Genomic DNA, 21,511 nt, shown 5'->3' with positions numbered 1-21,511 from the left:
TAGGAGCTAGCTGATGGTTCTTCGTTTTGTCTCAGTTGCTTTACTCTTCATTTGTTGGGGAAGTATGGCAAACGCACCAAGCAAACCAAAAGTGGAAATCACTATTGAAAGTGATATCTACCATTATGCGCAAGCGATCATCCAAGATAAACCAATAGCATCTATCACTCAGTTCAAACACAAAACGGTACAGCGAGATGTGGTGGAATTTATTTTGATTCAACAAGCGTTATTGCTTGGTGGGTTAGAACTCGAGTTTGATTTTAAGCTTGGCAATTACGATGCTCGTAATATTCTATTGCTCGAAAAAGGGTTATTACTGATGAGCTTTGACTCAGTTTGGCTCTCACAAGCAAATTCGATGAGCGACTCAGTCTATATTTCTGAACCTGTCATTACTAAAGGTCAATATATGGCTGGTTTGTTTACCAAGGCCGGAAATGAAGTTGCCAATAAGGTAGCTCAACAACTGAATTTACATGATGTCAGTATTGTATCTAGCCATGATTGGCCAGTTGATTGGCAAACCCTGCAAATGCTTAAACCTAAATCATTACTGCACGAAAGTGACTGGATCTCCATGGCAAAAATGGTGAGCCGGGGCTGGGTTGATGTCATGTTGATCCCTTTTAATACTTCTTTTCCGTTTGAATATACAGGAGAGGGCTATCATCTTGTTGCGGTGCCGAATGTAAAAGTTGCCTTAAATGATAGCCGCCATTTTTTAGTTTCAAAAAAGCATCCACTTGGAAAGCAAACATTTACGGCGTTGCAAAAAGGGCTGGCTATTTTAAAGGCTAGAGGGCAGATTGAAAAAGCCTACACCGATGCTGGATTTTTAAATCCATTAGTGAAAGATTGGCCGGTGATTGAAGCGCATTAGTTGACGCACAGTCTCTTTTTGATGTTTTAGCTGTTTGGGCTTACCCATTTATAATTCGGTTTACTTTGTTATCAGCTGTTTACGTAGAATAACGACACCACAAATACGCTCCAATATCTAAATGAACAGCAATTCGCTGCAACCAATAACCTTGCACAATCAACAGATCTTAATTTCACACATGACACTTTTGCCTGAATAGCTGTTGTAGGTATGATTGAGCGCCACTGATGATGTTTTTTGTAACCAGAGAATGACATTTTTTTGGTAAGTGGTGCGATCTCGTCTAATCTTAAGGTCAAATGTCCTTGGCTAAGGATGTTTTAAAAAATAACGAATAAAATCAGCTTGTAGCTAAATTTTGGTGGGTTAATTTTGCTCAATAACTCTACTTTGTGCCTAATTTGACTTTAAAATATGGTTAACTCAATGTTAAAGTTCAGCATTTTAGGATTATCTTGCAAAAATAATGTAATTAGATGTTATACTCTACCGCCATAATGTTCAGTCTTAAGGTACATCACACTCTTGACCTTAAGGTCCGCGCGTCAAACGTCGCGTAAAATTGAACCTTATACCGCCAAAGTAATATGGCGCTACATATTACCGTTGAACATAAGAGTGATCTAAAGGTTTATTCAGACATGAAAGCAATGAAACAATCTACGCTTGCAGTTTTTATTAAGGCTGCTTTGTTTTCTGCCGCAGGTTTATCTGTTAATGCAACAGCAGCAGAAGAATCAGGTGAAGATAAAGCAACAAACTCTCAGCTTGAAGTGATTCAAATTACTGCACGTAAACGTGTTGAAAATGCACAAGAAGTGCCTGTTTCGGTGTCTGCATTACAAGGCGATGGCCTGGATGCATATAGTTCAGCCGGTATGGACATTCGCTTTATGAATGCCAAAATACCTAGTTTAACGGTTGAATCGTCGTTTGGTCGTACCTTCCCACGTTTTTATGTGCGTGGCCTAGGTAACACAGATTTCGATCTAAATGCGTCACAACCGGTATCATTAGTGGTTGATGATGTTGTACAAGAAAACCCAATCTTAAAAGGTTTCCCTGTTTTTGATATTGCTCGTATTGAAGTGCTACGAGGCCCGCAGGGGACCTTGTTTGGACGTAATACGCCAGCAGGCTTAGTGAAGTTTGACTCTGTTAAACCATCACAAGAATTTGATGGCTACGGCGCTGTGTCTTATGGCAGCCGTGGTGCGATTGACTTTGAAGGCGCGGTAGGTGGTGGCTTAACTGACACTGTATCTGCTCGTTTTTCAATGTTAGTGCAAGATAAAGACGATTATATCGATAATTGCGTACCAGAGTTTGGTGACTCAATAGATCAATGTAAGCTTACAAAAGATGTTTTAGGTGGTTACACCGAAAAAGCAGCCCGCTTACAATTCTTATATGAAAAAGGCGATTTAACCGCGTTGTTAAATTATCACGTGCGTGATTTAGATGGTAAACCAATCGTGTTTAACGCCAATCTGATGGATACAGGCACTAATAATATTCGCGCTGGTTTTAAAAACGATGTGGTTTATCAAGACGCGGCAAGTCGTGCAACTCAGCAAGTTGAATCTGAAGGCGTAAGCTTAAAGGTTGAATATGATTTTGATGCACATACTTTAACATCTATCTCAGCTTGGGATAGTGCAGAGATTTATTCTCGTGCAGACGTTGATGGTGGTTATGGCGCTTCATTCTTACCTAACTTCCAAGGTCCAGGTGTCATTGCATTTCCAGCTGAAAGTGCCGATGCAATTCCTGAACACGATCAAATCACACAAGAAATTCGCTTATCAAGTAACTTCAGCGGTGATTTTAATTACCAAGTGGGTGCCTTCTATTTTGATGAAGATTTAATCATCGAAAGCTTTAGTTTTGATACGTTAGCAGGTGGTATTCAAAATGGTTATGCGATTCAAAATCAACAAACCAATGCTTGGGCTGTATTCGGCTCTGCTGATTTCACCCTAACAGATGAGTTAAAAATCACTGCCGGTTTACGTTATTCTGATGATGAAAAAGAATTCTTTGCAGAGCGTACACAAGGCCCATTTGGTTCAGGTACAACCGAAGGTTCAGCAAATCCAAGTGACAGCCATGTAAGTTGGGATTTAAGTGCTGCGTATAAATACAATCGTGATGTGAACTTCTTTGCTCGCATCGCCAATGGTTTCCGTGCGCCAAGTATTCAGGGACGCATTGTTTTTGGTAATGATATTACAGTTGCGAAATCTGAAACCATCAACTCAATTGAAGCGGGTGTAAAATCAGACGTACTTGATGGCCGTGGCCGTGTTAATGCAACGGTATTTTACTACCAAATGGATGATCAGCAGTTAACGGCTGTGGGTGGTGGTTCAAACTTCAACCGTTTAATCAATGCGGATAAAACCACAGGGTACGGTTTCGAATTGGATACCGAATGGGTGTTAACAGATGATTTATTGGCGACAATAAACTTAAGTTACAACAACACAGAATTAGATAGCCCTGGATTGGCTGTCGCTGTATGTGGTCAATGTACTGTGACTAGCCCTACTTTTGAAATTGACGGGCCAAATGGTCCTGAGAAGAGAGCTTTGATTGAAGGTAATAGCTTACCACATGCCCCTGAGTGGATTGCTAATTTCACTTTACGTTATACCAAAGAGCTAGAAAATGGTGAATTCTTCGCGTATACCGATTGGTCATACCGTTCAGAAATTGACTTTTTCTTATATCATGCTGAAGAGTTCACAGGCGAAGCGTTATTTGAAGGCGGTGTTCGTGCTGGTTATGCATGGGATTCAGGTGATAATGAATATGAAGTCTCAGCATTTGTTCGTAACCTAACGGATGAACAAGTAGTTATTGGTGGCGTAGATTTCAACAATAATACCGGTATGGTTAACGAAGAGCGCTTCATTGGTGCTGAGTTTAAGATTAAATTCTTCTAATATTTAATTTAACTTTATTCTAACAAAAGCCGCGTTTTATGTGGCTTTTTTGTACCGTTTTTATATATAATCTACCTACCTAAAACCTCCGTTAGTCCCTACTTTTAGTGTTTAAATGTTATAGATATAACTTTATTTTAAATAGCTCAATACAATCAATTAGTTAAGTTATTGTAAATGTTTCAAAATGATTCAGCTTGAAACATTTTGTTTACTCTTTGTTACATTTTTGTATATTATGTTGTTTGTTGCATTTTTGTACCTCATGTTTTTTTTGAGTTAACTTTGCGGCGATCATAATAATAAAATCAGACAGTTCAAAGGGGAAAGCAATAATGAAGAAAACGCATTTTAAGCGTTCGCTAGTTGCATTATCAGTTTCAGCGTTATTTGCCATGACGGCACCAACGCATGCTGCTAATAACACTGCAGGTTCAATGAAAGGTAAAGTTGCAGATGCTGCAAATTCATCGGCGCTAGCTGGTGCAGTGGTTACCATAGTCAATAAAGCAAATGGATCGGTAGCGACTTCTGTCGTAGGCCGAAATGGCAGTTTCCGCATTCCAAATCTAGCAATAGGTGATTACAAAATTACGATCACCAAAGAGGGTTATCAAACTCAAGTCATTGAAAGTGCAAAAGTCAGCATTGGTAACGAAGTTAATATTGATGTTGTGATGACATCAGGTGATGTTGAAATCATTTCGGTGACAGGTTCAAGAGTTGCACTCGTGGATGCATCAACGCCTGAAATCGCCTTAACAATTACGGCGGATGAAGTGGCGCGTTTGCCTATTGCCCTTGATGTTGTAAATGTTGCATTACTGGCGCCAGGCACCACTCAAGGTGATGCTGCTTTTGGTAATTTAGCTTCATTTGGTGGCGCATCAGTTGCTGAAAATACCTTTATTATTAATGGTGTTAATGTAACTGGCTTTCGCCGCGGTACCTCTATTTCTGAAATCCCATTTAGTGCATACGACCAATTCCAAGTTAAAACGGGTGGTTACTCTGCTCAGTTTGGACGCTCAACCGGTGGTGTGGTCAATGCGATTACTAAACGCGGTAACAATGGTTGGGATTTTGGTATTGAAGCGCGTTGGGAGCCTGATGCGTTAAGAGAAAATCGTGACACAGTGCGTTATAAAGTAGCCAGTGCTAATGGCGATATCCAACCTTTTGACGTCTTTTCAACAGAAGAGCATTTAGAAGTAACGGACTTTGAAACGGAAGTCTGGGCATCAGGTGACATCATTGAAGATACGTTATTCTTTTATGGTCTTTATCAAGCACAAACCAAAGAGCGTAAGAGTCACTCTTTAGGTTATTACAATGGTGCTGAAGAATGGTATTTACAAGAATCAGAAGCCAATGATCCACTATGGATGGCGCGTATCGATTGGAATATTACTGATGACCATTCATTAATGATCTGGGGCTTTAGTGACGAAAAAGATTATTACAATAAATCAACGTCTTCCACAACTGGTGATGCACGTGAACCAGTAACAAAAACTGGTGGTAATACTTGGTCAGTTAAATATGATGGCCGAATTAACGATTGGCTTTCTATTGATGCGTTGTATGCAGAAGTCGAGTTTAATTCGACACGTCAGGATCCGGCAGATGAAGCTTGTCCTGCAGTCTATGATACGCGTTCAGGTAGCTGGGTTGAGAAAGGGTGTTGGGTTAACTTTACTGCGAGCTTAGAAGCGGATAAACGTGAACAATCCCAGCTTAACTTCAATGTTGATTACTTTGATGATCACTCTATTCGTATGGGTGTTGATTATGAAAATAACACCTCTACAGCTGGTACTTTCTACTCAGGTCACGTCTATTACCGATATGGTAATTTAGCTGCGGGAAGCGCACTACCTAACGGTTATGTAGCACCAAATGATTTAGAGTACGTGCGTACGCGTGTGTATGAAAATGGTGGCACATTCACCAGTAAATCGATGGCTCTTTATATTGAAGATACATGGAGTATTACAGATGATGTCACAGCACGTGTTGGTTTACGTTCTGAATCGTTCGAAAATTTAAATGCTAATGATGAAGCATTTATCGAAATTAGCAATCAGCTTGCACCGCGCTTAGGGATTGCATGGGATGTCTTTAGCGATGGCAATTCAAAATTGTTTGCTAACTGGGGTCGTTACCATATTCCTGTAGCTTCAAATACGAACGTGCGCATGGCTGGTGCTGAATTGTATTATGAAGATTACAATTTATTAAATGGTGTCGATGCAAATGACTTACCAGATGTAGGTGCATCACTCGGTGACCGTCGTACATTTGCTGATGGTTCAGCTGCAGATCCTGCTGAAATCCTCGATACCTCAATTAAACCTATGTACCAAGATGAATTGATCATTGGTTTTGAACATACCATCAATGATGACTGGTCAACAGGTGTGAAGTTTGTTCACCGTGATCTAAAAAGCATCATCGATGACATCACAATTGATGAGGCGATTAAAGCTAATGGTTGGGACTATGATCCTGATCATGGTGGTTATTATGTCTTAACGAATCCTAATACCGATATCACTGTGTTTTATGACACCGATGGTGATGGTGTGCGCGAACAAGTTCAGTTAAGTGCAGATCAACTAGGTTACCCAGAACCTAAGCGTATTTATAACGCCTTAGAGTTCAGTTTGACTAAAGGCTTTACTGATGGCTGGGCACTTAATACTTCATACACTTGGGCAAAAAGCTACGGTAACGCAGAAGGTTATGTGAAGTCTGATAATGGTCAAGATGATGCAGGTTTAACGACTGACTGGGATTACCCGTATTTGATGGATGGAGCAAACGGCCCATTACCAAATGATCGCCGTCATACATTTAAAGTGTATGGAGCATACGAGATCACCGATAACCTTTCAATCGGTGCCAATATGATTGCACAGTCAGGTCGTCCAAAGAGTGCATTTGGTGATAGCTTGCCAGATAGCTACGGAGCTGATTACCAATATGGTGCAACCTATTATCCATATAATACAGCTTGCCAACGAGGCTGTATGGGCCGTGAAGGCTGGCGCTTTAAAATGGATTTAAACATGGTGTATAACGTTGATTTCATTGACGGTGTAGATGCGCAAGTTCGCATGGATATATTTAACCTGTTTAATGTTAATAATGTGCTTAAAACAGAAGAAACGTTATCAATAGGTGGTGATTACAATCCTGCTTATGGTTTACCAACCAGTGTTGAGACACCACGTTATGTTCGTTTGAGTGCATCAATAAAATTCTAAATTTTTAGAATAATCCCTGAAGATTGAAAGCCGCATTTTATGCGGCTTTTTTTGTTTAGGCATCTAGGAATATAATCATCGTCTATTACATAAAAAAGCAGGACTTTAGGCCAAGATTTAAACGTAATAAAAGAATGAAATTCATCGGCTAACTTGGTAGAGTTGGCGCAAATTATTTTTAGGAGTGGCTGATGTCAGCATTTTGGAATTTTCGTGTGATTAAATGCGAAGGACAAGGAGATGAAGAAACACTTTTTCAGATCCATGAAGTTGAGTACAACATCAACGGACGCGCAGTGAACTGGTCAGAAACCAGTGTCGCACCTTTTGGTCGCACTCTTGAAGAGTTGAAAGAAGATACGCAACGTCAACAGAGTGCCTTTGAAAAGCCAGTGCTAAAAGTTGTGCGTAAAGCGAGAGGGTATGAGTTAGTTGATATCGAAACAGGCGAAGATGCGTATGCGCAACCACCTGCGGGGTTAACCGAATCATAATAAAAAAGCGCTGCGGCGCTTTTTTTATTAGTTTATAACAGATAGGACGTTGAGATGTTAGAAGCAATATTATTTGATTGTGATGGCACATTGGTTGATTCAGAGGCGTTGCACTATGAATGTTGGCAGCATATCTTAGCGCCTTATCAAATCCACTACGATGAAGCTGAGTTTTGTCATCTGTTTTCAGGTAAGCCAACTTTGCAGGCTGCAAATTACATTATTGATCAGCATCATTTGCACATCAGCGCAGTGCGTTTGGCGGAGCAAAAAAACGAGTTTTTCGCTCAGTATGTTGAAACTCATCTTCCTCCTTTATTACCATTTGCAAAAGAAGTTTTACAGCTCGCTAAAGATAGCCCCTTAAGTGTGGCGCTTGTGACAGGGTCAGCAAAAGGCGAAGTCATGCCAATTTTAAAAGGACATGGTTTATTAGATTATTTTGAAGTGATCGTCACAAAAGATGATGTTGAAAAGCCCAAACCCGATGCCGAACCTTATTTATTAGGGTTAAAGCAACTCAATAAACAAGGGGCAAAAGGTGTGGCAATTGAAGATACTTGTACTGGATTGACATCGGCCAAAGGCGCGAATTTAATCGCTATTGCGGTACCCAACGCACATAGCCAACTGCAAGATTTAAGTTTAGCTGATCATAAAGTCGATAACTTAATGGCTGCTTGGCAGCTAATCGTCCCGATTCTGGCGAATACTTAACGCATCACTATACTGATTTAATGATATTTTAATCGAAAGGAATCGATATGTATTTACGATACAGGATGTGTGTTTTTTATCTTTTAGTCATTTTGACCACTCATTTCAGTCAGGCAAGCGCTCCGCAGGTACAATTGGCTAAAACTTATCAAGCCAGTACTGATGTGACTGAATACTTCATCAGTGAAAAATACGATGGTATTCGGGCTATCTGGGATGGCCAGCAACTTAAAACTCGCAGTGGAAACCTAATTTCAGCCCCCAGTTGGTTTACCGAGCATTTACCTAATGTGTGGTTAGATGGTGAGCTATGGTCGAAGCGAAACGACTTTGAGTTTATTAGTCAAACCGTCAGAGATCGCGTACCAAATGACATTGATTGGCAAAAAATCTCCTACATGATTTTTGATGCCCCAGATTTGCACCGTCCATTCTCTGAGCGTTATGAGCACTATCTCGAACTGGTAAGTCAAATAGATCAGCCTTTTATCGTGGCAGTTGAACAGCGAGAACTTTCTTCTAATCGTCAATTGCAACAACTTCTCAAAAAAGTGACCGCCGAAGGGGCCGAAGGTCTAATGCTACAGCGTAAATTGGGCATTTTTACAGTCGGTCGTAATGATAACTTGATCAAACTCAAACCATACATGGATGCCGAAGCGCATGTTATTGCGCATTTACCGGGTAAAGGGAAATATCATCAGCAACTTGGGGCGTTATTGGTTCGTACTCGCCAGGGAATTGAGTTTAAAATCGGCACTGGTTTTAGTGATAGTGAGCGTAAAAATCCACCGAAGATCGGTGATGAAGTCACGTTTCGATATCATGGGGTCACCAAAAATGGCGTGCCACGTTTTGCCAGTTATTTACGTACTCGCAGCAAGCAATATCAATAAAAGAAAAGTGGGCAGCTAATGAGCCTGAACACTTGAGTTTCTTGCTCATTGTGTTATTTTCGCGCCTTTTGTAAATAATGAGGCGGCTATGTTTGTTGGATTTGATTATGGAAGTGCCAATTGTGCCGTTGGGACATGGCAAGATAATCGCTGCCAGTTAGTGCCACTAGACGGGAAAAGTAACTATTTACCATCAAGTTTGTACACGTTACACCCTAGTTTTATCGCCCATCAGGTCAATCAAGCGATGACTGACCAAGTTCTACGAACTGAATTTCAACACAGCCGTAAAGCACTGCTTAATAGTGTTGCATTTGCCAAGAATGAATTTGATTTAAACGATGATGAATGCGTCGTTCAAATTGGCAGAGAGGCGATAGAGCACTATGTCGCTAACCCTGAAGAAGGGCATTATATTAAATCTCCCAAGTCATTTTTTGGTGCGGTTGGGCTTAAGCCAAATCAACTTGATTTTTTTGAAGATATTGCCACTGTGATGATGATGTCTATTAAGCAGCGGGCAGAGCAACAGCTGCAAAATACCATTACTGATGCGGTGATAGGACGCCCTGTTAACTTTCAAGCAATCGGTGCTGAGCAATCAAATCAACAAGCGCTGACTATTTTAACAAATGCGGCTAAAAAAGCTGGGTTTAGGCATATTGAGTTTTTGTATGAACCATTAGCAGCCGGCATAGACTTTGAAACTCATTTAACCAAAGATCAAAAAGTACTGGTGATTGATGTCGGTGGGGGGACAACCGATTGCTCATTTGTGCAAATGGGTCCTAGCTTTCGTAGTAAAACACAGCGCCAAGGCGACTTTTTAGCGCACAGCGGTAAGCGCGTCGGCGGAAACGACTTGGATATTAATCTTGCTTATCATGGTTTAATGCCTTTGTTTGGCGCTAAAACACAATTAAAATCAGGCATTGAAATTCCAAATCAGCCATTTTGGCAAGCGTGTAAAATTAACGATGTCATTTTACAAAGTGAATTTTACAGTGAGAAAAATTATCGGCATTTAAAGCTTTTAGCTAAAGATGTGTCTGAACCGCAATTATTTGAGCGTTTACTCAATTTGCAACAAAATAAACAAGGGCACCAATTGGTACGCGCGGCAGAGCAAGCCAAGATTGCCTTATCTACGCACTCCCATTTTGAGGTTGATTTACACGATTTTGCAGCGAAGTTGAGCCACTCTATCACGCAAGTCGAATTAGCCATTGCCATAGATGATGCTATTTCTCAAGTAGTGACATTAGCTAAAAGTGCTATCGCGGATGCAAATACGACCCCTGACTTAATCTATTTAACGGGGGGTAGTGCCCAATCGCCATTGTTAAAGGCTGCACTGCAACAAGCTCTGGGTGATATTGAAATGGTGAATGGCGATCACTTTGGCAGCGTGACAGCAGGTTTGACAAAGCGCGCCTATCAGCTATTTGCATAACCAAACAGGTGCCACATCTGAAGACAAGGCCTCGACCTTGTCTTAATAAACCACAATTTACTGTAAACACAACCTTGAACGAGCACAGCACACGCTAGGCTATTGCTGGCCTAGTCGCTCGTTCAAATACCCTTGATAGTCAGGCATATCACGCATCATAGGGGTGTTCATCAATGATGAGCTTAATATCATATCTGCACTTGATTCATTACATGCAACAGGAATATTCCATACAGCGGCCAGCCTGAGTAAGGCTTTCACATCTGGGTCGTGGGGCTGAGAAGCCAACGGATCCCAAAAGAAAATCAGTAAGTGGATGTCGTGCTCGGCTATCAGTGCTCCTAATTGCTGATCGCCTCCCATCGGGCCACTCAGCAATTTATGAACAGGTAGGTGGGTTGCTTGTTCAATTAAATGCCCTGTTGTGCCAGTGCCATATAATGAATGCTGTTTTAAAACGTCTAAATGTTTTTCACACCAAGATTTTAAGGCATGTTTACGCCCATCATGGGCGACAAGTGCAATGTGTTTTTTAGCCGGTAAGGCCTGTTGGATCATTTTCATGTTTTCTCCTCATTCGATTGTAATATGAAGAATTTATAAAAAAGAGTAAACACAAATTTAAAGTAAAAGGTTGATCGCAAGTGTAATAAAAATAATGCCAGTGATGCGGTCTAGCCAATTTTGTGCATTGGGGTGATGGCGAAAGTAGCCTGCAATTTTATCACCAAAATGGACGTATAAGGTGTCGATTGGAAATGCAAAAATAGGGTACAGTAAGCCAAAAATAGCTAATTGCCAAGTGGCTGACAAACTTAAGCCGGTATCAACAAATTGCGGTAAAAAAGCGATAAAAAACAACGCAACTTTAGGGTTGAGTACTTCTGTCATCATGGCTTGAAAGAGGACATTTTTTTCTTTTTTGGTTGAAATGTGAGGTTTTTCATCACATTGAGGGGAATGTAAGCTGTCCTTGATGGCTAATACGCCCAAATAAACGAGGTAAGCTGCACCGCACCATTGCACTATTTGATATGCGGTGGGCGATGTTTTGAGAATGGCCGATAACCCCAGCACGGCAAAAATAGTATGAATGACCCCCGCAATCGCAAATCCGTATGCGGTTTGCATCCCGGCTTGTTTTCCTTTGGTAAAGGTTTGTGCCATCAAAAACGCATTAGAAGGGCCAGGCGAAACAGCTAACAAAAAACTAATACTTAAAAAAGAGAGCAGGGACTCGATGCTAATCATGGATATTTTATACTTAGTGATAAAAAGCGGCAGTTTAACAGTTTGTAAACAATCAGAGAAGTCACACAATGCGCGGATAACAAAAAAGCGGCGAACGTAACGTTCAGCCGCTTTGATCTTACGAGTATTGGATTTTAGAATGTAATAGTCGCATTCACTGAACAGCTAGTTGTGTTGCCTTGGTCGCAGACTTGGTAAGTGTAGCTGTCACCTTTTGCTTAGTTTAGAGAGCATCACAATTGGAAAATTTTCATTACACGGTGGGCTTGCCTCAAATAGGTCAAACAGGATGCAGCTCTGCAGCCTTATCTCTTAGTAATAAAATGAGTAAAGGTACAATAAGCAGGATATGAAATAAAACCAGCAGTGGCGCCGCTAATTGTAGTTGCAAGCTGAGACTAACCAGTAAACCAGCGCCACTCATTTGCATTAATCCTATCAGTGCTGAGGCTGTGCCTGCTTGTTTGGCAAACGGCTCGAGTGCTTTTCCTACTGCTGAGCCTAATGTGAGTGAAAAACCAATCGATGCGACAAAAATAGGCAACATGAATGCCCATGGTGTATTAAATGGCAACAATGCCGCCATTAACATACCACTCAAAACTAAGACCGATAAACCTTGCAGTAATGCTTTTCTGGTTGAACGCTTTATAAAATAAGGAGCGCTAAAGCTTGCGATAATAGATAACACGGCATTGATGGTAAACCACACCGTAAACTCTTTACTGCTCAATCCTAAGTGCGTCATCATCCAGCCGGGTGCTGAGCTTACAAACGCGATAATAATCGCCATAGCCAGCAGGCTAATTAAAGCATGAAAAATAAACACGCGATGCGAAATTATCGGGATAAAACGCGAGAAGTCGAATAACTTACCCTGATAAATAGTGTCAGAAGGGCGAGTTTCTTTTGCAAATATCAGCATGATGGTACCCGCAATACAGGCAAACCCAGTTAAAAAAGCAAAGTTTGCACGCCAGCCAAACTGGTGGGTTAACCAAGCGCCAAGAATGGGAGCAAGGGCTGGAATAAAACAAATCACACCATTGAGATAAGACATGACTTGCGCGCCTTTATTGGCATCAAATTTATCTCGGACCATTGCAAATGCACACACAAAGGTGGCACAAGCGCCGAGCCCTTGAAAAATGCGTGCGGCCAACAGTTGCAGATAAGTATCAGCATACGCAGCAGCGCAGGCACTGAGTCCATAAATCAACATTCCAGTTAAAGCGAGCGGCTTTCGGCCATATTTATCAGCCAGTGGACCTGCAATGAGTTGTCCTAAACCAACCGCCATTAAAAATAGGCTGATTGTTTGTTGAATATGCGCAAGTGGCACGTTTAATTGTTCTGCGATAACGGGAAAAGCGGGTAAATAAATATCAATGGCTAAGGGACAAAAAATCACCAGTAGGATGAGAATAAAAACAGTACTCGTTGGAAAATTCGCGCCGCGTTGCATAAGGACTCCTCAGTTAGCGGCGCATTGTATGAGGTCTTACCTCAAATTGAAATATTTATTCGATTCTGATGGTGGCTTTGTTTATAACCACTTCAGAACTTGTTTTCCCTGAGCGACTGCCGAGCGTGGCGAATGTACTGAGAGTATCATCTAAGCCTTGGGTGACTTGACCAAAAATAGTGTGTCGACCATCTAAAAAAGGCGTAGGTTTAAAGGTAATAAAAAATTGGCTGCCATCAGTGCCGGGGCCTGCATTGGCCATACTTAATACACCGGCTTTATCGTGTGAATGTTCACCATCGAATTCGCCGGCATATTTATAACCTGGGTTACCACGTCCTGAACCTAATGGATCGCCGCCTTGCGCCATAAAATCTGGGATAATACGATGAAAAATCAGGCCATCATAAAACCCTAATTCGGTCAGATAAATGGTGCTGCTGACATGGACGGGAGCATTGTTGTGAAACAGTTCAATGCTTAGGTTGCCATGATTGGTCGATAAATCCCAAAAATAGCGTTTTCCTTCGCTAAACGTAAGCTTTGGTGGCTCAGGTAAAGTTGTTTTCCAGTCTTTTCTTTGTTTATCAATATTTTGTTTTTCAATAAAAGTGTGTGTTTGTTGAATCGCTTGATCAGGGCCAAAACAGCCAGTTAACGAGAAAACTAAACAAGCTGCAACAGTGGTTTTTAAGAGTGTTTTGATCATAAATGTACTTATAATATGAGTTTATTGATAGTAAAGCAGCTGTTAATTGGCAACTTGAGATTTTGGTATTGGGCGTTTTTCTACTTTTGGTTGGCTTAAATCAGTGACGTTTTCAGTCTCTAACTTTTTTACTGTGCCATCGACTTCAGCGCCTGTTGCTATGGATAATGTACCATGGAAAATATCGCCTTGAACTTGTGCTGATTTTTCTAAAATCACACTAGTGGCGGTAACTGAGCCTGTGACGCGTCCTTTGATCACGACTTCTTCAGCTGTAATCGTGCCAATCACTTGCCCTTGCTCACCAATAGTTAGGTGGTTTACGGCAATTTGCCCGTTGATGGTACCATCGAGTTGAATAGCGCCTGCGCTTTTTATTTCACCTTCTAACGTCACATCGGCAGAAATGAGTGAAGGAATGAGTTTTTTAGAGAACATGTGCAAACGCCTTAGTTAACTTAAGTGGATTTACGTGTTTATTATTATGCAGTACTTCATAGTGTAGATGAGTACTGGTGCTGCGCCCGGTGCTGCCCATTAATGCAATTACATCATCGCGCTTAATTGTTTGGCCTTTCTTCACGTTGATTTTTGCCAAATGGCCATATCGAGTAATAAAGCCATTCGCGTGTTCTATTTCTATAAAACGGCCATAGCCGCCGTTATTGCCAGCGCGTTTGACCACTCCATCGGCAGGGCTGAAAATTTTAGTCTTGTGCCAGCCTGCTAAATCGATGCCTTTATGCATCGCAGCACGGCCAGTCATTGGATCTTTTCGGATCCCAAAACTGCTCGAAATGTAAAAGTCTTTAGCAGGCAGTTGATTAGGCACAGCAGATAACGTCGCCTCAAGCTCTTTTAGTTCAAGTAATTCAGTGATCAGTATTTGTTGCACATCGGATAATTGATGGCTAGCAACATCGTATAACGGGCCACCTTGAGCGCTAGGAATAAGTATGGGGTCGATGGTGAATGATAGCCCAGATTGACTCATCGCTGTTTGCAGGGTGTGTTTTCTTTGCTGTACTTTATTTAAAATAATATCAAAGCTTTGTGCCAAATGAGAATCAACAAGTACTAGCTGTTCATCAGTTTGTTGCATTTTTTCTAGTACATTATTTGTTTGTTGATCTTGAGTTTGGCTGTTGTCACCTTCTTGCGTTGCATCTGTGCTGGGCGGTTTTTGCTCTTGATCTGGGACAAACTGAGAGTCATCATCAGGTAATTGCTCAGTAAAGGCGCTGTCAGTATTGGCCACAGCCGGAAGAGGTGCTAAAACAGTTGATGCTTCTATTTGAGTGGGTTCTAACGTACCTGGCATTGATTCAATTAAGTTACTCATTAAGTCTTGTTGCTGGTTTAAGAGCATTAGACGCGCTTCTAAGTCAGCTTGTTTTTGTTGGTAAGACTGATTTAACGAGGTCAATTGTGCTTCAATATCAGCAATCGTAGTATTTTTTTCTGAGACAGTCTTTTGCAGACTAAAAAACTGATTACTGGTAAATGCAGCCCACGCAATCGCCATGCCCAATAAAAGTACGAGCAGAAACTGCAAAAAGCTGGAAAAGGTGACAAATTTAACGGCACCATTTTGACGTATGAAAAACTGTCTATCTGGAAATAACCATCTATAACAGTTGCTTATGGTTTTTAGCATTACAAAAAGGTTCTATTTTTTGCCCAACAATACCAAAATTTAGCAAAAAATCTACTTTTTGTTAATTTTTAGGAGCTTATGAAAAAGATAAAGAGCCCCAAATAGGGCTCTTTATAAAAGAGAAGATACGTTACTTAGCGGGTAAGATAGTGCCTTCTACAAAGCCTAAGCCAATGCGATTGAAGCCTTCTTTTTCACACCAACCGCGCATGATCACTTTGTCACCATCGTTGAGGAAGGTGCGTGTTTCACCATTAGCAAGTGTGATGCTTTCTTTACCACCACGAGATAGCTCAAGCATTGAGCCAGCTTCTTCGTGATCTGGGCCTGATTGTGTGCCAGAGCCTAGCATGTCACCTGGTAAGAAGTTACAGCCGTTGACTGTATGGTGTGTCACCATTTGTGCCACTGTCCAGTAAGAGTGCTTAAAGCTAGACTCAGAAAGTTTGCACGCAGGTGTGCCATCAGCGCGCATTTTTTCAGATTCAAGTAATACATCCATTTGAATATCAAACGCACCTGCTTCACGGTTATGAGCTGACTCGAGATAATCCATTGGCTGCGGATCATTTTCATCACGTGTCCAGCAGGTACGATACGGCGCAAGCGCTTCAGTGGTTACAATCCAAGGTGATACAGTTGAGGCGAAGTTTTTGGCTAAGAATGGCCCTAATGGTTGGTATTCCCATGCTTGTAAATCACGTGCCGACCAGTCATTAAAGACACAAAATCCAAATACATGGTTTTCAGCATTGCTGATACTAATCGCATCGCCCAGTGCATTGCCTTTTCCTAAGTAAATGCCAAGTTCTAGTTCATAATCAAGGCGTTTACATGGGCCAAATGATGGGACTTCAGCATCAGGTGCTTTAGTTTGACCGTTTGGACGATGGAATACTTGACCAGAAACATCAATCGAAGAAGCACGGCCATGGTAGCCAATAGGCACCCATTTGTAATTTGGTAACAGTGGGTTATCTGGGCGAAATAAACGGCCCACAGCTGTTGCATGATAAATAGAGGTGTAAAAATCAGTGTAATCACCGATGTGACACGGCATGCTAAATTCGATGTCTGATTGCGCCACTAATGCGTCAGCAAGAGCGTGTTGATGCTCACTGCCTGCGCGAAGAGCCTGTGATAACGCCAAACGCAACGCTGACCAATATTCTTGACCCATCCCCATAAACTCATTTAGAGCGGGTGCGTTTGCTGCAACGACGGCTTCTTGCGCAAGGCCATTGAAAATATTTGCTGTCGCAACAACATTAAGATCAAGCACCTGATCGCCAATTGCTACGCCACCGCGAAATTCTTCATTGCTGTTTTTACGACGAAAAACCGCAAATGGTAAGTTTTGGATTGGGAAGTCGATATTGGCTTGATTGGCTGATTCAACCCAGCTTGTTAAGTTTATATCGTGTGTTTCATTGATTAAATTCATTGTATTTCCTTGGGTGCGATGCACAATCGGCAAGTCTGATAGTACACATGGTGCCGATTAAAATTTTTTAAAGACCAATACAGAAAAAGCAGGGCAAAAATGCCACTGCTTAATGTGAATAAATTAACCGAGGGCTAATTATAGAACGCCGCGGCGTTCTTGATCACGTTCGATTGATTCAAATAAGGCTTGGAAATTACCTTCACCAAAACCGCCATCATCAACACGTTGGATCATTTCAATAAAGATTGGGCCAAATAAGTTTTTAGAGAAAATCTGTAGTAAGTAACAATCTTCACTTTGGCTATCAACTAGAATCTGGTGCTCTTTAATTTTTTCTTTATCTTCTTTTACCCAAGGTACACGGTCAAAAATAGTGTCGTAGTACTCAGGAATGATATCCAATGTCGCAATAGTTGATTTGTCTAATTTATCTAATGAGCTTACTAAGTCATTGGTTAAGAATGCTAAATGCTGTACACCTGGACCATTGTACTCGTTTAAGTACTCATCGATTTGGTTATTATTGTTGTCTTTACCTTCATTAATTGGAATAGAGAAGGTGCCACATGGTGACTTAAGCGCATAAGAAAGCAACGCTGTTTTTGCGCCTTTAATGTCGAAGTAGCGAACTTCTGTAAAGCCAAATACATTTTTATAAAAGTTAGCCCAAGTTTCCATTGTGCCTTTATAAACATTGTTAGTAAGGTGATCGATACGTAGGAAGCCTTTATCAGCAACAATGTTTTGCTCAGCGAGATCTTCGAAATCATTCTCAAAGATAGAGCCTTTATCACCAAATACATCGATAAAGTAAATTAAGCTATCACCAATGCCGTAAATGGCTGGGTAAGGTAAATCTTTGTGAGCAGAATCGGTCGCTGGTTTTGCGCCGCGCTCTACTGCTACTTCAAATGCTTTTTGTGCATCTTCTACACGCCAGCCCATTGAGCAAATGGCTGGGCCATGACTTTTTGCAAACTCAGCAGAGAAACCTTCACGCTCATTGTTTAGTAAAAAGTGAATGTCATTCTGGTTGAAATAAACGATGTCTTTACCTTTGAAGGTTTTTAATTTAGAAAAACCAAAATCAGTAAATACCTTTTCCATGTAATCCGCATCTGGTGTGGCGTATTCTGTGAATTCGATGCCCACTAGACCTAAAGGGTTAATTACTTCGCTCATGTTAAGTACTCCGTAAAGTGCGCTGATAGTTGCGCTGTGTTACTTGCTGTTGAGCGGATAATTAATCATTCCGAGAATAAGTGGAAGAGGGGCATGTGATTTAGCTAAAAGGTGATTTGTAAATTTAATAGGACATTCTGATTGCGTTGCAAATGTGACTCAGAAGTTGCTAAGGAGCCATGCTCGAATTGATGCATTAAATGGCCTTAAATTCTGCGAACAGTTTAAGCCACTAACCATCGAACAGAATAAAATAAGTTTAAATTTGATTTTAAGTATTTGAATTAAAATGGTTATTTTTATTTTTTGAAAACGGTTCTTTGAAGGTCAAAATGAAGGAATGTGAGTACACAAATAGAGACTATTGACGCAAAATTTATATTTCAACTGTAAACTTTTAAATACAAAAATGTGTTTTTTATAGGCTTACTAGGCGAGTGATGTGTTGAGTGTCAATTCGACACGAGAACATTGAGTAAAAAAGAGAGATTAAAAAAGGCTTGTTATCGAGGATAACAAGCCTTTTTAGTGTCATTCGCTAAATTAACGAGAAGCAGTCACTTCAAGCTCTTCAGCTAAAATATGTTCTTCAGATTTGATTTCTTGCGGGCCTTCAGCGCCATGCATCCAAATCACTAAGCGGTCGCTCAGTAAGTACATAGCAACAGCAGAGATGAGTGCAGTGGCACCTAAGCCAATGAAAATCCCCATCGCATTGCCAAGCGCTTCTTCACCTTCACCTAGGTAAGAACCTACAAATCCAGCAATCTTATTCGCGATAGCTGTACATAGGAACCAAATACCCATTAATAGTGATGCTAAACGTAGCGGTGCTAATTTACTGACCATAGATAAACCAATTGGTGATAAACACAGCTCACCTAATGTATGGAATAAATAGAACAGTACTAGCCACATCATGCTGATTTGTAAGTGCTCACCTTGGCCTTGTGTAGCAAGTGCAAGTACCATAGTTAAGAAACCAAGGGCTAGAAATACGAGTGCAATTGCAAACTTCACTGGTGAATTCGGCTCGCGTTTATCAAGCTTTAACCACACTACGGCAACCATAGGTGCAAAAATAATGATGAACAATGAATTAAGTGATTGGAACCACGATGCTGGAATTTCAAAGCCCATTAATACGCGGTTTGTGTAATCGTTAGCAAATAAGTTCATTAAACCGCCGGCTTGCTCAAAGCCCATCCAGAAAATGATACTAAATACACTCATAGTGAAAATAACTTTGATGCGATCCATTTCAACTTTTGTTAATGGCTCTTTTGTACCTGACGTTGATTGCTGCTGAGCAAGTTTCGCGGCAGGCAACACACCGATATCACCTAAATATTTGTTGCTGAGTGCCATTTGCATCGCAACAGAAATTACCATACCGATACCAGCCGCGATAAAGCCATATTGCCAACCCATTGATGAAGCAACAAAACCGGCTACTAAAGGACCTAGTGCACCACCGATATTGATACCCATGTAGAAAATAGTGAACGCACCATCACGGCGTTGATCGCCTTCTTGGTATAAATCACCCACCATGGTTGAGATGTTTGGTTTGAATAAACCGTTACCTAAACATAAAAGTGCTAAACCGATATAAAAAACATTTTCTTCTTGGCCACCAAGCATCGCGTGTGGGATACCCATAGTAAAGTGACCAGCAGCCATAAGAAGACCACCAAAAATGATGGCTTTACGTTGACCGATGACGTTATCGGCTAACCATCCACCAAACAGTGGGGTAATATAAACGGCCATGGTAAATGTACCATATAAGCTTAACGCATCTGCATTGCTCCAGCCGAATCCACCTTCTTGGGTAATAGCAACTAGATAAAGTACCAAGATGGCACGCATACCGTAATAACCAAAACGCTCCCACATTTCGGTACCGAATAACAGGAATAAACCTTTAGGATGACCTAAAAAGTCGCCTGTTTTTGGAATTGAACTCATTGTTAACTTCCTAATTAATACTATCGTTGCGGCCGTTATTAATATTGTTATGTTTCGTTGAGTGTTCGGATGAACGCAACGTGAACGGGTGGCCATGTGTATGACTTGGCGTCAAAACCTCCCATTTTTATGCAAATAGTATTCAATAAAACTGCATAAAAATCGGGCCGGTCAGACAAAAAGCATCCTAGCAGTATACATAGACAGCCCATTGAGGAAAAGCTTTAGATGCATGACGGGCGTATTTTCACTGCGCTGCGCGTACCTGAATGATTATACTTTTATTAACTTTGCCAGAATATCAAAGGGATTTTGCGTTTTTAACCAGTCAAGTTGCGTTTGATCTTTTAATAAAAAATGCCCAGAAAAGTTCAAGCCATTGGCATAAATTCCCAAATATTGCACATCAGAACGTGGGATCAACCAGATATTATGCTCGGTTAATAAAATATTATGAGGCGAAGTGTCCTGATCTGGGTGCAATAATGACAAACGTTGTAACGCCTCTTGGTAGGCTTGATATAACTGCATAGGGCTTGAGTAGCGAAGACTCAGTGTTTTGTTTGGTAACCATTGTTGAAAGGCTTCCATAAAGGGAGTTAAAGGGTGCTGAACTTCGATTACTTGCATATGACGGTGTGGCTGACTCGCACCAGCGGTAGGCGCAGAATTAAAAAAACCTAATCGGTGTGTATTTGTTTGTGAGGCGTTGTTTTCGCTGAGCACATCATGCCATGCGTTTAAATCTGATTCAGTGAGTGCCTGGCTTTGGTTAATAAAGGTATTGCTACAGACTAAAAGGTGAGGTGATAGCACAGGAAATTTATTCAACAAGACTTTGTGATTGTCACCTAAAGAGTCCACAAACATTGCTGCTTCGTGAGGCAAAAACGGGTTACTGGTTTGGGTGAGTTGATGAGGTTTTTTTTCAGCCAGCTGGTTTCGAAGGTGATAGGTAAAGTGAACATTATGGACTTCATGTTCAATGGTCGTGGCACTGATAGGGTGTAATGCGCCGGTTTTTCGCGCTTTTTCAATCACATTGCCTGCTTTTTGCCAAATCATGACACTTCCTTATTCACCAAGCTGTATTTGTAATCAAAATACTTGATAATGCGCATAAATAAAATGATGTCATGCAAATTTCAATAAACAGGTTAGACTGC

At 41.0% G+C, this 21,511-nt stretch carries 17 protein-coding genes; 7 read left to right on the top strand and 10 right to left on the bottom strand.

What is annotated here, in order from left to right:
- The first annotated feature begins 13 nt into the window (after positions 1-13).
- The 7 genes from PULV_RS04500 to yegD all read left to right on the top strand — a co-directional run bounded on the left by PULV_RS04500 (position 14) and on the right by yegD (position 10,663).
- Positions 14-883 (top strand): hypothetical protein, encoded by an 870-nt coding sequence (locus tag PULV_RS04500; protein ID WP_193331027.1) that lies wholly within the window; start codon positions 14-16, stop codon positions 881-883.
- 644 nt (positions 884-1,527) lie between these two features.
- The gene (locus PULV_RS04495; RefSeq protein ID WP_193331026.1) at positions 1,528-3,834 is read left to right on the top strand and encodes a TonB-dependent receptor; all 2,307 of its coding nucleotides are present in this window, start codon (positions 1,528-1,530) and stop codon (positions 3,832-3,834) included.
- Positions 3,835-4,169: 335 nt separating this feature from the next.
- Positions 4,170-7,103, top strand: a complete 2,934-nt coding sequence (locus PULV_RS04490; RefSeq protein WP_193331025.1) for a TonB-dependent receptor — start codon at positions 4,170-4,172, stop codon at positions 7,101-7,103.
- A 191-nt stretch (positions 7,104-7,294) separates the two neighbouring features.
- Positions 7,295-7,597 carry a hypothetical protein gene (locus tag PULV_RS04485; RefSeq protein ID WP_193331024.1) on the top strand — a complete coding sequence of 101 codons (303 nt, stop codon included), beginning with the start codon at positions 7,295-7,297 and terminating at the stop codon, positions 7,595-7,597.
- 54 nt (positions 7,598-7,651) lie between these two features.
- Positions 7,652-8,314, top strand: coding sequence for an HAD family hydrolase (locus tag PULV_RS04480; RefSeq protein WP_193331023.1), 663 nt, complete (start codon positions 7,652-7,654; stop codon positions 8,312-8,314).
- Between the two features lie 47 nt (positions 8,315-8,361).
- Complete coding sequence (locus PULV_RS04475) at positions 8,362-9,210, top strand: DNA ligase (RefSeq protein ID WP_227009349.1); 849 nt, start codon at positions 8,362-8,364, stop codon at positions 9,208-9,210.
- A gap of 88 nt (positions 9,211-9,298) precedes the next feature.
- Positions 9,299-10,663, top strand: coding sequence for a molecular chaperone (yegD, locus tag PULV_RS04470; protein WP_193331022.1), 1,365 nt, complete (start codon positions 9,299-9,301; stop codon positions 10,661-10,663).
- A 99-nt stretch (positions 10,664-10,762) separates the two neighbouring features.
- On the opposite strand, the gene PULV_RS04465 is transcribed toward yegD, so the two are convergent.
- The 10 genes from PULV_RS04465 to PULV_RS04420 all read right to left on the bottom strand — a co-directional run bounded on the left by PULV_RS04465 (position 10,763) and on the right by PULV_RS04420 (position 21,410).
- Positions 10,763-11,227 carry a methylglyoxal synthase gene (locus PULV_RS04465; protein WP_086742752.1) on the bottom strand — a complete coding sequence of 155 codons (465 nt, stop codon included), beginning with the start codon at positions 11,225-11,227 and terminating at the stop codon, positions 10,763-10,765.
- A 57-nt stretch (positions 11,228-11,284) separates the two neighbouring features.
- Positions 11,285-11,914: a LysE family translocator gene (locus tag PULV_RS04460; RefSeq protein ID WP_086742753.1), complete on the bottom strand. Its 630-nt coding sequence runs from the start codon at positions 11,912-11,914 to the stop codon at positions 11,285-11,287.
- Positions 11,915-12,194: 280 nt separating this feature from the next.
- Positions 12,195-13,379 carry a multidrug effflux MFS transporter gene (locus PULV_RS04455; RefSeq protein WP_193331021.1) on the bottom strand — a complete coding sequence of 395 codons (1,185 nt, stop codon included), beginning with the start codon at positions 13,377-13,379 and terminating at the stop codon, positions 12,195-12,197.
- Positions 13,380-13,434: 55 nt separating this feature from the next.
- Positions 13,435-14,088 (bottom strand): peptidylprolyl isomerase, encoded by a 654-nt coding sequence (locus PULV_RS04450; protein ID WP_193331020.1) that lies wholly within the window; start codon positions 14,086-14,088, stop codon positions 13,435-13,437.
- 42 nt (positions 14,089-14,130) lie between these two features.
- Complete coding sequence (locus PULV_RS04445) at positions 14,131-14,526, bottom strand: bactofilin family protein (protein WP_193331019.1); 396 nt, start codon at positions 14,524-14,526, stop codon at positions 14,131-14,133.
- Positions 14,516-15,745 (bottom strand): peptidoglycan DD-metalloendopeptidase family protein, encoded by a 1,230-nt coding sequence (locus PULV_RS04440; RefSeq protein ID WP_086742757.1) that lies wholly within the window; start codon positions 15,743-15,745, stop codon positions 14,516-14,518. Before PULV_RS04440 ends, PULV_RS04445 begins: the two co-directional genes overlap by 11 nt.
- Positions 15,746-15,875: 130 nt before the next feature.
- A complete protein-coding gene (fahA, locus tag PULV_RS04435; RefSeq protein ID WP_086742758.1) occupies positions 15,876-17,189 on the bottom strand; it encodes a fumarylacetoacetase in 1,314 nt (437 codons plus the stop codon).
- Positions 17,190-17,327: 138 nt separating this feature from the next.
- Entirely contained in the window at positions 17,328-18,374 is a 1,047-nt protein-coding gene (gene hppD / locus PULV_RS04430) for a 4-hydroxyphenylpyruvate dioxygenase (RefSeq protein ID WP_193331018.1), read from the bottom strand.
- Positions 18,375-18,917: 543 nt separating this feature from the next.
- Entirely contained in the window at positions 18,918-20,345 is a 1,428-nt protein-coding gene (locus PULV_RS04425; protein WP_086742760.1) for a peptide MFS transporter, read from the bottom strand.
- A 273-nt stretch (positions 20,346-20,618) separates the two neighbouring features.
- Positions 20,619-21,410 (bottom strand): ATP adenylyltransferase family protein, encoded by a 792-nt coding sequence (locus PULV_RS04420; RefSeq protein ID WP_193331017.1) that lies wholly within the window; start codon positions 21,408-21,410, stop codon positions 20,619-20,621.
- Positions 21,411-21,511: the final 101 nt, after the last annotated feature.

This window comes from Pseudoalteromonas ulvae UL12 (assembly GCF_014925405.1).
Lineage (GTDB): Bacteria > Pseudomonadota > Gammaproteobacteria > Enterobacterales > Alteromonadaceae > Pseudoalteromonas > Pseudoalteromonas ulvae.
The sequence above is the reverse complement of the archived record's forward strand: the minus strand, read 5'-3'. Positions and strand labels throughout refer to the sequence as shown.